The 13719-nt window shown below is 49.8% G+C and carries 11 protein-coding genes, 1 pseudogene and 1 riboswitch; of the genes and pseudogenes, 6 read left to right on the top strand and 6 right to left on the bottom strand.

Translation table 11 applies throughout. The annotated features are described in order from the left end of the window. Positions 1 to 265: 265 nt before the first annotated feature. A complete protein-coding gene (locus AC286M_RS12780; protein ID WP_488204765.1) occupies positions 266 to 1486 on the top strand; it encodes a serine hydrolase domain-containing protein in 1221 nt (406 codons plus the stop codon). Positions 1487 to 1863: 377 nt separating this feature from the next. Further along, positions 1864 to 2397, top strand: a complete 534-nt coding sequence (locus tag AC286M_RS12785; protein ID WP_488204766.1) for a nucleoside deaminase — start codon at positions 1864 to 1866, stop codon at positions 2395 to 2397. A 219-nt stretch (positions 2398 to 2616) separates the two neighbouring features. Here the strand turns inward: AC286M_RS12785 and AC286M_RS12790 are convergent, their stop codons facing one another. Beyond that, positions 2617 to 3408 carry an exosortase-dependent surface protein XDP2 gene (locus AC286M_RS12790; RefSeq protein ID WP_488204767.1) on the bottom strand — a complete coding sequence of 264 codons (792 nt, stop codon included), beginning with the start codon at positions 3406 to 3408 and terminating at the stop codon, positions 2617 to 2619. Positions 3409 to 3909: 501 nt separating this feature from the next. Between AC286M_RS12790 and AC286M_RS12795 the strand changes: the two genes are divergently transcribed. Further along, positions 3910 to 4815, top strand: a complete 906-nt coding sequence (locus AC286M_RS12795; protein ID WP_488204768.1) for a sulfotransferase family protein — start codon at positions 3910 to 3912, stop codon at positions 4813 to 4815. Positions 4816 to 4938: 123 nt separating this feature from the next. Continuing rightward, a complete protein-coding gene (hisH, locus tag AC286M_RS12800; protein ID WP_488204769.1) occupies positions 4939 to 5583 on the top strand; it encodes an imidazole glycerol phosphate synthase subunit HisH in 645 nt (214 codons plus the stop codon). Between the two features lie 268 nt (positions 5584 to 5851). Here the strand turns inward: hisH and AC286M_RS12805 are convergent. Both AC286M_RS12805 and AC286M_RS12810 read right to left on the bottom strand, forming a co-directional pair. Next, positions 5852 to 6729 (bottom strand): IS630 family transposase gene (locus AC286M_RS12805; RefSeq protein WP_488204631.1). Its coding sequence is split into 2 segments (ribosomal slippage): positions 5852 to 6397 and positions 6400 to 6729, totalling 876 coding nucleotides; the frame shifts between segments, so codons are not numbered across the junction. Positions 6730 to 6813: 84 nt separating this feature from the next. Further along, positions 6814 to 7916, bottom strand: a pseudogene (locus AC286M_RS12810) (ISAs1 family transposase). Between the two features lie 336 nt (positions 7917 to 8252). Continuing rightward, a riboswitch (guanidine-I (ykkC/yxkD leader) is annotated at positions 8253 to 8370 on the top strand. A gap of 193 nt (positions 8371 to 8563) precedes the next feature. Here AC286M_RS12810 and AC286M_RS12815 point away from each other — a divergent pair. Both AC286M_RS12815 and AC286M_RS12820 read left to right on the top strand, forming a co-directional pair. Next, positions 8564 to 9247 (top strand): sodium:solute symporter family transporter, encoded by a 684-nt coding sequence (locus AC286M_RS12815; protein ID WP_488204770.1) that lies wholly within the window; start codon positions 8564 to 8566, stop codon positions 9245 to 9247. After that, complete coding sequence (locus AC286M_RS12820; RefSeq protein ID WP_488204771.1) at positions 9216 to 10070, top strand: sodium:solute symporter family transporter; 855 nt, start codon at positions 9216 to 9218, stop codon at positions 10068 to 10070. Before AC286M_RS12815 ends, AC286M_RS12820 begins: the two co-directional genes overlap by 32 nt. Before the next feature lie 70 nt (positions 10071 to 10140). On the opposite strand, the gene AC286M_RS12825 is transcribed toward AC286M_RS12820, so the two are convergent. From AC286M_RS12825 to AC286M_RS12835, 3 genes are all read right to left on the bottom strand, one after another. After that, positions 10141 to 11661 (bottom strand): hypothetical protein, encoded by a 1521-nt coding sequence (locus AC286M_RS12825; protein WP_488204772.1) that lies wholly within the window; start codon positions 11659 to 11661, stop codon positions 10141 to 10143. Continuing rightward, a complete protein-coding gene (locus AC286M_RS12830; RefSeq protein ID WP_488204773.1) occupies positions 11651 to 12457 on the bottom strand; it encodes a TIGR03943 family putative permease subunit in 807 nt (268 codons plus the stop codon). The genes AC286M_RS12825 and AC286M_RS12830 overlap by 11 nt, the downstream gene beginning before the upstream one ends. Positions 12458 to 12649: 192 nt before the next feature. Next, complete coding sequence (locus tag AC286M_RS12835) at positions 12650 to 13681, bottom strand: permease (protein ID WP_488204774.1); 1032 nt, start codon at positions 13679 to 13681, stop codon at positions 12650 to 12652. Positions 13682 to 13719: the final 38 nt, after the last annotated feature.

Consider the following 13719-nt stretch of genomic DNA (forward strand, 5'->3'; position numbering starts at 1 on the left):
TCACAGGATATCGGATCTGATGTTTGATCTACTCGCATTAATCGATACGGAAAAATGGGCGAGATCGCACTCAATAAACTACCCTTGCAAAATATGAGGAAGCAAACTTAACCAACTGCATGAGGGTGTAAACTGTCGCTTAAATTTCGAATGCAGCCCCAGTACAATATCAAAAGCTGAAACCCATCTCCATCAATCTCTCAACCACAGACTTCTCCATTCCGTTGTTAAGGCACCCAAAACCAGTTCTACTAGGATCAATTGGTTGGGTAGTGCGATCTCAGCGCATAATAATCCCATCATCCAACTGCTTCCCCTCATGGGCATCATCAATCCTCATGGCATCTGGCCTGCGCTACTGTTTCTGCTCTTGCTCACTGCCTGCAACGACGTAGCCGAACTCCTCCCCCATCCCGAAGACACTACAGCCGTCACTGAAACGGCACTCAACCTCCCTAACACCGCTCAACTTGCCACCGAGATTGAAGATCTAATCGAACCAACCCTGGTTGAAAACGGGCCAGGAGTCGCTATCTTAGTCCTGTCCGAAGGGGAAACGATCTATGCCCAAGGCTATGGTCTCAGCGACATCGCCAGCCAAACCCCCATCACTCCAAATACCGTATTTGACCTGGCCTCCGTATCCAAACACATGACCGCGATCGCCGTCCTCAAGCTCATGGAGCAAGGGGCGCTGAATCTAGACGATCCTGTTTCTCAGCACCTCCCCGACTTTCAAGATGCCTATCCCAACTATCCCGTTACCCTGCGCCATCTGCTGTATCACACCTCAGGCTTAGCCGACTACACCAGCGACGCTTGGGACGGCAGCGATCGCGAATTTGCCAACCTGGACTTAGAAGCCCATCTCGTTTGGCTGAACGATCAAGCCGCGATTGCTGAGCCCGGCACCACCTTTGAATACAACAACAGTGGCTATGCCCTGCTAGCACTCGTCGTTCAGCGGGTGTCAGGACAACCCTTTGCCGACTTCATGGCAACGGAAATCTTTGTCCCAACAGGCATGAACAACACGCTGGTGTACCGAGAGTTGGGCCAGTCCATCCCCAATCAAGCCACCGGATACGCAGTGACGGATGACGGCGAGATTGAACCTGCCTCATTTCCCTCAGTCATTGCAGGCGACGGCAACGTGTTTAGCACCCTCAACGATCTGGCCCGCTACGATAACGCACTGCGTCGGAATACCCTCGTCTCCGCCGAAACCCTCAACACCGCCTTTAGCCCTGGCTACTATGACGACGGTAGCCTGATTGACGACGACGGAGAAGGCTACGGCATGGTCTGGCAAATTGCAGACACCTATATTCACCACAGTGGCAGCTGGCTGGGCACCAGCACCTATTACCGCCACTACAAAACGCCTGGCCTGTCGATTGTGGTGCTCTCCAACGATGAGGCTTATGATGTGGAGGCGATCGCAGATGAGATTGCTTCAAGACTAGTGAGATCGCTGTCGCCGTAGGTCAGGCTGAGGTACGAAACCCAACATCCACAGGTTCTGCCAGTCGTCAGATCGCACTGTCCAGCTTGTGCATCACAACATCGGTTGAAAGTGCCGCTTTGATTAATTCAGGATTGCCATTTGCGATCGCATTTTCTGCTGTCACCGCTTTCACATCAAACTAGACAAAACACTAAAATCCTCGCTTTATCTGATTAATCACAAACAGCACGAAAGCCCCATTCTTGGTGGGCTGGCATCTTGCGCCAAAATCGTGAGAGGTCTAGAGTTGCAGAATGCAAAATGTCAATCGTTTAGCTCTTCAGTGCCAAAAAGCGAGCATTCTAGCCAACGCTGTACTGGCCTTAAAATATACTGCAAGAGGGGAAAATTGGCTTTTGACTAGAATTATTTCCGAATGGAAAATTCAAGACGAGCAAGTTGAATGGAGTGATATGGCTGAACCGAATCCTGAATTTATGCAAGCTGCGATCGCACTTTCGCTGAAAAGTGTTCGAAATCAAAATGGTGGCCCTTATGGTGCGGTGGTCGTCAAGGATGGCAAAATCATTGGTCAAGGCAGCAATCAAGTTGCGCCTTCCAACGACCCAACAGCTCACGCAGAAATGATGGCGATTCGAGAAGCCTGTGCCCATTTAGGCAACTTTCAACTTCAGGGCTGCGAACTCTACACCAGTTGCGAACCCTGTCCTATGTGTTTAGGGGCCATCTACTGGTCACGCTTGGATCGCATCTACTATGCCAACACCAAAGAAGATGCGGCCAAAATCGGTGGCGATAGTCAGATAATTTATGACGAAATGTCTGTACCGCTTGACCAGCGCAAAATTCCGATGATTCCCCTCATGCGCGAAGAAGCTACGATCGCATTTGAAGAGTGGAATGCCAATCCCGATAAGGTAAGGTACTAGCTCAATTTGGATATCAACTCTTGACGCGGTTCATTTGCAACAAAAAGAGAGGCCAACAGCCTCTCTTTTTAACATCATTTGAAGGTATCAAACGTAGCCCACATTTCGCATCGTTATCGATGCACCAATCAAAATACAGACCTGATAGCGTGAGCATTTCTCATTATGTTGAATGAGAAAATGCTGCGTCTAGATTTTTACCAGTCTTGGTCTTGTCTATTAATGAGCGAACTTGCGCTTTAGGAAAGCTGCACCACCCACCAAGCCCAAACCAAGTAGCATGGTAGGCTCAGGTACGTCAGACGGTTCTTCGAAGCGCTCAACACTGGTACCAACGAACTTCCAGTCAGGACCGTTGTAACCGCTCTGGCTGAAGAAGCGAACGCTGGAAACCGGACCGCTAACGCCTAGATCAGCCATGAAGTTGACACCGAAAGAACCGACTTTCTGAGCGCCACCAATTTCGAGCGTATCGATGCTGTAGCCAGCGGAAACCCAGTCGGATCGGCTAATCTTCAGGTAGTTACCAATCAGATTGCCATCAGCATCCAGCGCTTGAATTCCCAAGTCGCTGTTCATGCCGCGCTCCCAAACCAGCAGATTGTCCATTGCTTTGTCAAAATGCAGGTCAATCTGGAATGAACCGCTATCTTCCGTATCAATGATGTTATTGAGGTTGTTGGTACCTAAGTTGAAAGCAATGTCCTCAGCGGAAGCATCTTCTACTTTGATACCAGTCGTCGCATTGTCGCCTTTGTCTGCACTTGCAGCACCTGTGTTGCCACCAGTGTACTGATCGTTGCTGACGATGTTAGCGCCTTTAATAAAGGAGAAGTCGCTAACGATTTCACCGTCTTCCAACGTAACAGACTTGAGGAAGACATCGTTCTTACCTGCAGTGCCCTCGTACTGGGTGGTGAAGGTAAACGCACTGGCGCTGCCAGCGAAGGAGAGTAGTGCTGCCGAAGCCGTACCGGCTGCGATCGCATATTTCAAAAATTGAGGTTTCATAGGTGTGATAGCCCCGTAACGACATGTCGAACTATATGCAGGCTAACTGCCTCCTCATTGCAGCAACGACGGGAAAGACACGGAATGTTTTTAGCGCCAAAGGAGAGGAATTTGATGTTGCGTTTAAAGAAGCGAAAGCAATATAAATACAACCCAATTCGCAACCGTAAATTTACGATAGAGGTATTTTTTCTTGGATGAGATTGAGGTAAATACGGCTATTCCGTAGCAATCATTTACTGGTTTTCACTGTGCTAGCTTATACGTATATCTCTCGGCAGAACTCTGATATCTAATGCTTATATCGGCCTGTGCGATTCTTGAAATCCTACCAGGCGTTAGCTCTCAAAACGGATGGTTTTGGGCTTTTAAGCTTGTCCAGACCTAAAATTATGAGACGCTTTCCCATTCCCCCGATACAGGTGAGATCAGTTTGGGCATTCTAGGGTGACATTCGTCGTTCATAATCTGTCTTGTCCGCTGGCTAAAGGAAATTTGCTGATGAGTTCAACCTCCTTACCCAATTTCATCGTTTTTGGGGTGCAAAAGGCTGGAACAACATCCATTTATAACTATCTCAAACAGCATCCCGAAATTTATATGAGCCCAGTCAAAGAAACCAATTTCTTTGAACGAGATTGGGCGACGGCACCACCGGAAACATTGGCCAAGAAGCGCAACGGCATTTATACCCTTGAGCAGTACCAGCAGCTTTTTGCAGGAGTGACAGATGAACTCGCCATTGGTGAGGTGTCTCCCAACTACTTATTTCACCATGATGTAGCGGTGCCGCTGATTCAGCAGTATGTCCCCCAGGCCAAGCTAATTACCGTTTTACGGAATCCAGTTGACCGGGCTTATTCCGACTATTTAATGCACATTCGTGACGCCATTGATAGTGATGCCGAAATGAGCCTAGCGGAACAGGTGCGACAGCGCCCCGATTCATCATTCACCCTACTAAAAGGTCGTTATTACCAGCCGCTCAAGCAGTTTGTAGAAGCTTTTGGAGCGAATCAGATTCAAATTTGTCTGTACGATGATCTGAGCCGTAACGCTGTGCAGACCATGCAGACGATGTATCGATTTCTAGGCGTGAACGACCAGTTTGAACCGGACACGCAGCAGCGATCGCAAGTTGCTAAAGTTCCCAAAAATAAAACTGTTAATTCCCTGATGCGAACGCAGAATCCCATTCGCTCCACTGCCGCTACCGCGCTAAAGCTGATGATGCCAGAAGCTGCCCGCAAACAACTGCGCGATCTCATTTTGGCCTTGAACTCGACCGACAAGAGCAAAATGCCGCTGAAAGCGGCAGATCGAGCGCTCTTGCAGGACTATTATCGCGACGATATCCTCCAGCTCCAGGATTTAATTAACCGCGATTTGTCTGCTTGGTTGGCCTGATACTCTATTCCCCATCTTCACCAACACCAATTCACCATCATCTAAGCCCATCACCCTGGGTAGCCGCTTGCCGCCAATATCCGCTATCGTGGTTAGTTGTCCGGTACGTTAACGGAGGATGCCATGACGGTTATTGCAGTCATCGACTACGACATGGGAAACCTGCACTCAGCCTGTAAAGGGCTAGAGAATGCAGGGGCCACCACCAAAATTACTGACTCCGTTGACGATTTGCACCAGGCGGATGCTGTAGTACTGCCGGGAGTTGGCGCATTTGATCCAGCGGTGCAGCATTTGCGATCGCGGGATTTAATCAGCCCAATTCGCGACATCATTGCCAGCGGCAAGCCGTTTCTGGGCATATGTCTTGGTCTCCAAGTTTTGTTCGAAGGTAGTGAAGAGGGCAAAGAGGCAGGCTTGGGGGTGGTGCCAGGATACGTGCGCCGCTTCCGTTCCGAACCCGGAATTACCATTCCTCACATGGGCTGGAATCAACTCAATCTAACGCAGCCTGATTTACCGATTTGGCAAGGCTTGCCAGCTAATCCGTGGGTGTATTTTGTCCATTCGTTTTATGCTGAACCCACTCATGCGGCAGTCAATGCGGCAGTGATCACACATGGCAGTCAAACCGTAACAGCTGCGATCGCGCAGAATAATGTCACAGCGGTTCAATTTCACCCCGAAAAATCTTCTACGGCTGGCCTGAAGATTTTGGCTAACTTTGTCCAGCAGGTTAAAACCCCAGAATTGCAAATGCAAGCTTAGTTTCTGTGTATTAGCTCTAGGTTGCAGCTATATGCATGTTGGTTAGGACGTTTTTGTGGCGCGGCTCAGCCGCGCCACAAAAACGTCCGTGTTCCAATAGAGCTGACTACAGCTACAGCTCCATTAAATAGCTGGTGAACTAAATTGATTATGAACAGGCCGATCCGCCGGATCGGCCTGTTCATAATCAATTTAAGATTGCTGTATAGCTGTAGGGTTAGGTGCCACTTGCTAACGTCAATGTGAAATATAGCCGTAGCCATTCTCATTAGGACGCCGCTTGCTTGAGAACCGCTTCCATTGCCTGGCGTAAACTGGTTGAGGAGGGGAGACGCTTTCGAATGCGGCTTTTTAACCAAGCCCAACACTTCTCAATGCGATTGAGGTCAGGAGAATAAGGGGGAAGATAAACCAGGTGAGAGTTGGCGGCCTCAATCAGTTCGGCGATCCGTCCGCCTTTGTGAAAGGTGGCATTATCCACAATCACCCAGTCCCCTGGCTGCAAGGTCGGAATTAAGCAAGTTTCAAGCCAGGTCTCAAAGACCACTCGATTACAAGTTCCTTCAATGGTAAACGGAGCAATCAGCTCAGAGCCTCGATAGCCCGCGATCATATTGACTCGCCCGTGGCGTTGGCCAGATTTGAGGTCGTAAACTCGTTCACCGATAGGGGCATATCCATAGCCGTAGTCGTCGCGCTCATCCATGCCCGATTCATCGACATAGACTAAATGAGTCGCCTTTGGATCGCCGAGTTGAGCTTGAAACTCAGCCCGTTTCCCCTCGTCTCGTTGGCCGTAGCCATAGGTCTTTTTTTTCGCGTAAAGCCAATCTTTTGCAATGCCCGAGACATCGTTCGTTGGCTGATGGGGTCGGGCCACAAGGCGGCCATCTCCGCTTGCGTTTTGTCTTGATGCTGCTTGACAAAGCTGCGAAAGGCATCCCAGTCTTTGATTTTGGCTCTTGGATTGGCAGTTGTCCTGACGTTGGCTTTGAGATGCCCTAGTTCAGCCTTTTGCCGATACCAGCGGTTTATTGTATTGCGGCTGATGCCAAATCCTTCACTCACCTCACTTTTCTTGAGGCCGTTTAACTCAATCGCGTCGATCACTTTTTGCCGAAAATCTTCGCTGTAGGGTTGAGCCATCCAATTCCAAGCGCAAAATACTACCTCTTAACCCTAGCTTATGTCCTAACCTAAGTGGCTACAGCTATACTTACCAGGCCAGGGCTATTGCATTCTAAATAGAGACTTGAGAGTGCTAAGTCCAAATCCAGCCCGGCGTTGAGCTTGAGCCATATTCTCAAAGCCATGATTGCGATATAAGTTCAGCGCAAAATTACGGGCCAGTGCCCAATTTTGCACCAGAGGAGGGGTTCGAATGCGGGAGGCATCTTCCCCTTGAGTCACATCTCGGACATAATGCACCTTGTTTTCTACGCCCCAATAGCCTCGGATGCGTTGAGCAAAGGCTTGGACACTCTCACAAAAGGAAGCCACGTAGTAACGGGTGTCGTGAGACACCTCAACGATGTCGGCTCGATGCACCTGGCGCTCGGATTGAACTCGAATCAGCGTCTGCAATCCCGGAAACTCGGGCATGTTATCCAGGATGTGACTCATGCTGATCGTTCGTTTTTCAATGCGACCATGCCCTTTGTTGAGCTGTTGGACGGTTTGCTGCGCCTGAAAATGAGTCGTTACGGCCTGGAGCAGCCCAGATTGGTTGCCTTTGAGTGCCCCCAGATAATGGTTGCCACTGCTGAGAATCACCTCAGCCGTTTTTTTTGAGTACTGATCGCATCAAAGGCAAACACCACTCCATTGAGCGCCAATTGTTCAATGAAGATGGGCAAGGCTGTGATTTCATTGGTTTTGGACTCCACCTCATAGGGCTCCAGGATGAGTCCTCGTTCCACAATGTAAGCGCTGACCAGCAGAATTGCTGGATGCGACTCGACCTGTGGGTCATCGCTGAGCGCTTCATAAGACCCCCGCACAACTTTGCCATCAGTCGCAATCGTTTCTCCAGGCTGAGGATGAACGCCGAAAAACCGAGATAAACAGGCGGCATACTCGTGATAATCCACCCGCAAGAGCGTTCGTCGAATGGTGCTGTAGGAGGGTAAACGGTCTTGAGGAGGCGAAAACAACGCCACTAATTCATCGTGATACGCCTTGAGCCAATCCCCGATCGCCAGAAATCCCCGATTCCCTGCCGCAACGGCCAAGGTGAATAGGGCTAAACATAAGGCTTGGCTATGTCGTTGTCCGGCTCGACGGCGGGTATCGGGTAAGTCGACAAAGGCTTCTACAATCGCAAGTTGAGTCATCTGAACCTGTAGATGAGCGTCAGCTTCGATCCCATATTAGGCTACTTGTTTAGAATGAAATAGCCCTGCTTACCAGGCAAGCATTTCACATTGATAAGTTATAGATTTTTAGCCGGATTTCATATTAATATGGGTACTGATTTTTTCAGTGCTGATCTTTATTGAAAAGTCAGAAGATATTGATATTTCAGACATTTCTACAATTAATACGTAGCAAGAGATACTTATTCATCCATTGCCTGCTGATAGAAATGTATGGGAAGTAATTAAAGAAAAACAGCGATTTTTCTACAGCTTTCGCCAGTTCTATTTAGTTACTTCAAAACAACCAGTCTAAGATTTTGCATCTAGGGTTCCAGCCTAAAAGCTAATTAGGTGTTTGGTCCAAGAGATGCAGCCAGCCTAGGTATATCAGTGCCAAGCTGGTTCACGGAGGGATAAAAGCCCGGGAGAAGCATGCTGGCCTTTGTTAGGTCATCAGCTTTTCCCTGGGCTTTTGTTGTAAGTAAATTGGCATAAATAAACTCAAACTAAAAACCGAGAAATAGCCCTGGTAGGAACTTTTCGTTTTTTGGATTTTGGCCCTATTGCTTGCCGACACTTCACGACTGGTGCGAAATTGCAATGTTGAATTTGGAAATTGACCAATGGAACATTCAGCTTTTTCCTATGGAATTATTACTTTTCTGTTGGGAACGTTAGGTATCGGTGTCTGGGCTTCTAAACAAATAAAAGGAGATAGCGTCAATTTTTTAGTCGCTGGACGAGGGCTCGCATTGCCATTAGCTGCGGCTACTTTAATGGCGCAATCGGTAGACTCTAATGCTACCTTGGGAAATACCGATTTGTCTTCAGAATTTGGCTTTTGGGCTGGAGCTGCTCTACCAATTGGTTTATCGCTCTGTTTGTTTTTGACTGGCACATTCTTAGCTAAACCCATGAATCGCATGGGGCTGATTACAATTCCTGATTTTTATCGAGTCAAATACGGTCGCAGAGTCGAGTTGATTGCTGCTTGCATTATGTCGGTCAGCTTTTCATTTTTACTGGCAGGCAACCTGGTTGCCGGGGGCTATATGTTCCAAACCTTTTTGGGCACTAGCTACGTTGGTGGCATTCTCTTACTGGCAACTCTTGTTTTTGCTTATACTGTGTCTGGTGGTCTGTTTGCTGTGGCATACACTGACGCAATTCAAATCTTGATTGCTTTAGTTGGTGCGTTAGGACTGCTGACTTATGTTCTAGTTAACTTTGGGCTCAACATTGCTCCTGGCACTGGTCACTTTCGCCCTAGAGCAGTTGACATCCGTCAGTTCAGGAGCGGCAATTAACTGGGCCAGCATCTTAGCACTAGGATTAGGCAACATGGTGGCAATTGATTTCATGGCTCGTATTTTTGCGGCCGATAGCCCAGAAACAGCTCAGAAAGCCTGCTATGTCGCTTCTGCTGGCACGTTGATTGTGGGGCTACCGTTTTCCGTCATTGCGCTGTCAGCCAACAGTATTTTTGAACAAGTTGGGGTGGTGGGTGATGGCCCAGTGCTATTTACACTGCTGCTGAATGTCGTTCCGCCCGTACTAGGTTTGCTAGTGCTGGCCGCAATTTTGTCGGCTTCGCTTTCTACGGCAGATGGAGCCATTTTAGGTACATCTTCAGTTTTGGCCCACAATGTTTTGGGGATTCGACATGGAGTAGGCGTGGGCCACGCTAACGGTGGTGATCGCTTACTGCTAATCACTCGACTCATGGCGATTGTGATCACTGTACTGGGTGTGTTTCTGGGGCTGCGGGTACCTCAAACGGGCGTGCTGCTGCTGCTGGGATTTGATCTAGGATTTGCTGGACTGGTGGTGCCACTGCTGGGCGGTTTATTCTGGACGAAATCGACTCGACAGGGCGCATTGGCTTGTATCATTGCGGGTTCTATCACCCGGCTGATTTTCTTTGCTCTAATGCCAACCATGTTTGGCATTGAGAACACGCTGTTCTATCTCCCAAATGGGTTCTTGACCGCCGACTTTGATGGATTTCCCACGTTAATTAGCCCTTTGGTCGGGTTAATTGCGTTTGTAGTCGTGTCCAGACTGACTTATAAGCCGCTGGAAGCAGAAGCACAACTTCTCAAGCTCCAGGAAGAAGTTCGTACCCTGTAAAGTCCAGCGATTCAAGATCAAGGTTTAGGGATGCCTTAAACCGCTCAACAATTGCTATTGAGAGAGAGCTTTATGGTAGCCATCGGGGATAGACGCCAGTCAGTGATAGCGCTTCAGGATCGGCGTTAATCAATTGACCATTTTCGTCTTGCAGCAGAGGGAGAAACCAAAGCTGACTGGCCGTGATTACGCGGCCATCTTCCGTTTGCGGTAAAGCCTCATTGGTTGCATTATTAGAAGCGACCGACTGATCAAATAAAAGTCCTAAGCCATCGGGGGCCACGCTCATTTGCACCGACTGCTGTTTTGGCAGCAATACTAAATCTGTTCGTTCTGTTGATTCCATATCAATTGCAGTTAAAAATGGCTGCTCCACATACTCGTCTCCCGGCAGCAGCGTGGTAAGAACACAGTAAAGGGTCTGATTATCTGGCGAAAACTGAGCATCGAGAACAGAGCCTTCTGTACGCAACAGCTCGATTTCTTCGCCTTGGTTGGTCACGACAAACAGCGATCGCGTATAGTCGGTGTTGAATTTCACCATTGCTGCTGCCGAACCGTCGCGGGCAAAGTTGAGCACCATCCCGAACTGAGGCAAGAAATCTAGCGGTTCGGTTTCCGGCTGGAGGGGCAGGATAGCCAGCCCTTCTCCCTGGGCTAACACTAGTGCGGTGCTATCCGGCGTAATCAGGAAATCGCCACCGGGATCGGTTTCAATAGGCTGAGGCTGCTCACCCTGACGAATGATCCAGGGGCCAAAATCGGCTGGGTCATTCTGATTGACCCGCTGCACCACAATGGTTTCACCATTCGGGGACAGGTCAAACTTTAAGTTTTGATACTGCTGGTTGTCGAGGATTTTTTCAATGCTGCCCGATTTGAGCTGTGTCGCTGTGTTGGACTTGCGCCAGGGCAGCCACTGCCAACCAGATTGTGAGGATTCAGCATTTAGGCCAGTGGTGACGGTATAGAGTTCCTGGCTGAGAATGCTGTTATCACCAGTGGATTTATCCACAGCGGAGAATAAAATGCGATCGCCTGCCGGATAGGCTTCAAAATCTAAAACCGACAGGTTTTCCGGTGTCAAAAGCTGGCTGCTCTTTTGGGTCAGGTTGTACAGTACCAGTCGTCCAGCTTCGCTGCCTTCGGTGCCGATAAATGCAAATGCGCGATCGCGACTTTGAAATGTGGTTTGAAACGGTTCAATTTCCGGTCGATCGGCTTGGGTCTCACTGTAGCGATCGGTGGCGTTGGTGAGAGTAAGCTGAAAAGTTTCACCGTAGGGAGCAGGATTTTCCAGCGTATAGGCCATGCGGCGACCTGCCCAGCTAAATTTACCCGGCAGTTCCGGCTCAATTTGGAGGTTAGACTCGACGCTTTGCCGATCCATGGGGCGGTTGAACGTCAGGATAAAGGCCGTATCCTCCGCGCCGATGCGCTGGCCGTCCCAGCTAAACTGCCGGATGCGGGGGGTGGAATGCTCACCACTGATTAGCACAATCCCGATTACGACGATGAGGACAGCCATAATTGCGATCGCAATTCGATCCAGCGGTTGCACCCATGATTGTTTGAGGCGATTAGTAGTCATAGGGATTCTCCGGCTCCGGAATTTCCGTTAGGGATTCAGCCTGAACGACTAGTGTGCGCTCGCCGTTCAAGGTTTCTGAGATCATCTGGCCTTTCACCTGGAACCACTGATCGGGTGGATAGGCGGAGCGATTGTCCGGCAGCTTGATCGGCAAGCCAACCGGGTAAACATCGGCAGCGCAGCAGGTGATGATAAAGCGAGCCAGGGTAAGGTAGTTGTCCGGTAAATCGGGATTGTGAATCACAAAACCGTCAATATTCACGGGCTGTCCGGCATACTCATCCGGCTCTGGATACACTGTCAGCGTCCGAATCCAGCCCACTAGAGACCGCTCTTCGGGTTTGGTGAAATTGCCAAACTGCTGCGGCTGGGCGCGGGTGGCTGGAATGCCTTCGGAAATACCCCGTGCCATCGCCGTTTCGCTAGCAAAGGGCCGAGGCGTAAACAGCAAACCGAATACGGCGATGCCTAAGAGAATAGCGCTACTGATTCCGGGTGGAAACAGACTGAGGTGGGGCAGGGAGGGCGGTTGTGACTTGCTGCGGAGGAGCTGCACCAGCTTGAGCAACCCCATTGCAATCAGCACCACGCCCGCACTATTCGACAGCCACATGTAGTCGGGATGCAGCAAAATGTTGATCTTGCCCGTCCACCAAAAGCGCAGCAGCATGATGCCCCAGGTCAGCAAGACCAAAATATCGACGATTGATCGCCAATGGAGCCGCCTTGGACCAACGGGCCGTTTCCGTTTGATAGAGCGCTGTTCAGCAGCCGTTTGATTGGGTTCAGTCTTCATAGGTGTGTAGGAGCCAAAACGGATTAGGCGTTAAAAAGTCAGAGTGAGCCGATCTGGGCAAGTTCGGAGTTGAACACTATTAACCATGAACGATGAACAGGAAGTAAATGGTTGATGGGTTAGGAGCGGAATGGTTCGCAGTGATTGGTATAGAAGGCGAGTTGTGAACCTGCCGATATCCATCACACAACCCTAGCTAATGTAGGAACTGAGCAAGAGGGTAAATAGGAAGGTGAGTAAGCCGGCCAGGGCAAATAGATAGAAAATGGCGCGCCATCGGAATACCGTCAGCAACAGACCAATATTTTTGACATCCACCATTGGCCCAAAGACTAAAAATGCCAGTAGTGAGGCGCTGGTAAAGGTTGAAGCGAAGGATAGAGCAAAGAAGGAGTCTACCGTCGAGCAAATCGAAACGACCCAGGCCAGAATCATCATGGCCAGGATAGACAGCACCGTACTTTGCCCCAAGCCCAAAATAATCTCGCGGGGCATGGCAACTTGGACAACAGATGCGATCGCAGCTCCAATTACCAATGCCCCACCCAGTTCTCGCAGCTCCTGCACCATGTTGTCTACCAGGAGTGACAGCCGTTGGAACATCGGCAAGCTGAGGGCGGGATTGGCGGCGAGGGTTTCGGCAGTTGCAGGATTGAAAGGAATGGGTTCTCCGGGTTGACCAATGAGAAACGTGCCGGATTGCAATAAAGGAGAAGTGGATTGTCCTGCGCTGGAACGTGGCTTTGCCGTCGCTCGCTCACGCTCCGGCATCATTTTGGCCACATTTGGCTGCATGAATGGACGCAGATCGTCTTGAAAGCTGAAGATCCAGGCGACTAAAACCGCAATCAGCAGCGACAGCCCGATGCGGAGAAAGACCATTTCCGGCTGATCGCGAAAGGCAATCCAGGTGGCCCAGAAGACGATGGGATTTACCGTTGGTGCGGCGAGTAAAAAGCCAATGGCGACGGAAGACGGTGCGCCCTGCACTAGGAGTCGTCGCGCAACCGGAACGTTTCCGCATTCGCAAACGGGGAAGAGAAAGCCCACTAGACTTCCGGCTAGTGCCCCCATCAAGGGGTTTTTGGGCATGGCTTCCACCAATCGACGCTCGTTGATGAACAGCTTCAGAATGCTAGAGAAAGCAACCCCCAATAACAAGAAGGGCATGGCTTCCACCAGTAGGCTCATGAACAGCGTCAATGCGCTATTGAGTTGATTCATGCAGACACAGCGCCTTCGCTGGGAACACGACAGTATAA

This window comes from Thainema salinarum CENA647 (genome assembly GCF_057732415.1).

Coding starts and splice junctions, on each gene's coding strand:
- AC286M_RS12795 (WP_488204768.1), top strand. CDS start 3,910: ATGAGTTCAACCTCCTTACCCAATTTCATCGTTTTTGGGGTGCAAAAG.
- AC286M_RS12825 (WP_488204772.1), bottom strand. CDS start 11,661: ATGACTACTAATCGCCTCAAACAATCATGGGTGCAACCGCTGGATCGA.
- AC286M_RS12815 (WP_488204770.1), top strand. CDS start 8,564: ATGGAACATTCAGCTTTTTCCTATGGAATTATTACTTTTCTGTTGGGA.
- hisH (WP_488204769.1), top strand. CDS start 4,939: ATGACGGTTATTGCAGTCATCGACTACGACATGGGAAACCTGCACTCA.
- AC286M_RS12835 (WP_488204774.1), bottom strand. CDS start 13,681: ATGAATCAACTCAATAGCGCATTGACGCTGTTCATGAGCCTACTGGTG.
- AC286M_RS12790 (WP_488204767.1), bottom strand. CDS start 3,408: ATGAAACCTCAATTTTTGAAATATGCGATCGCAGCCGGTACGGCTTCG.
- AC286M_RS12830 (WP_488204773.1), bottom strand. CDS start 12,457: ATGAAGACTGAACCCAATCAAACGGCTGCTGAACAGCGCTCTATCAAA.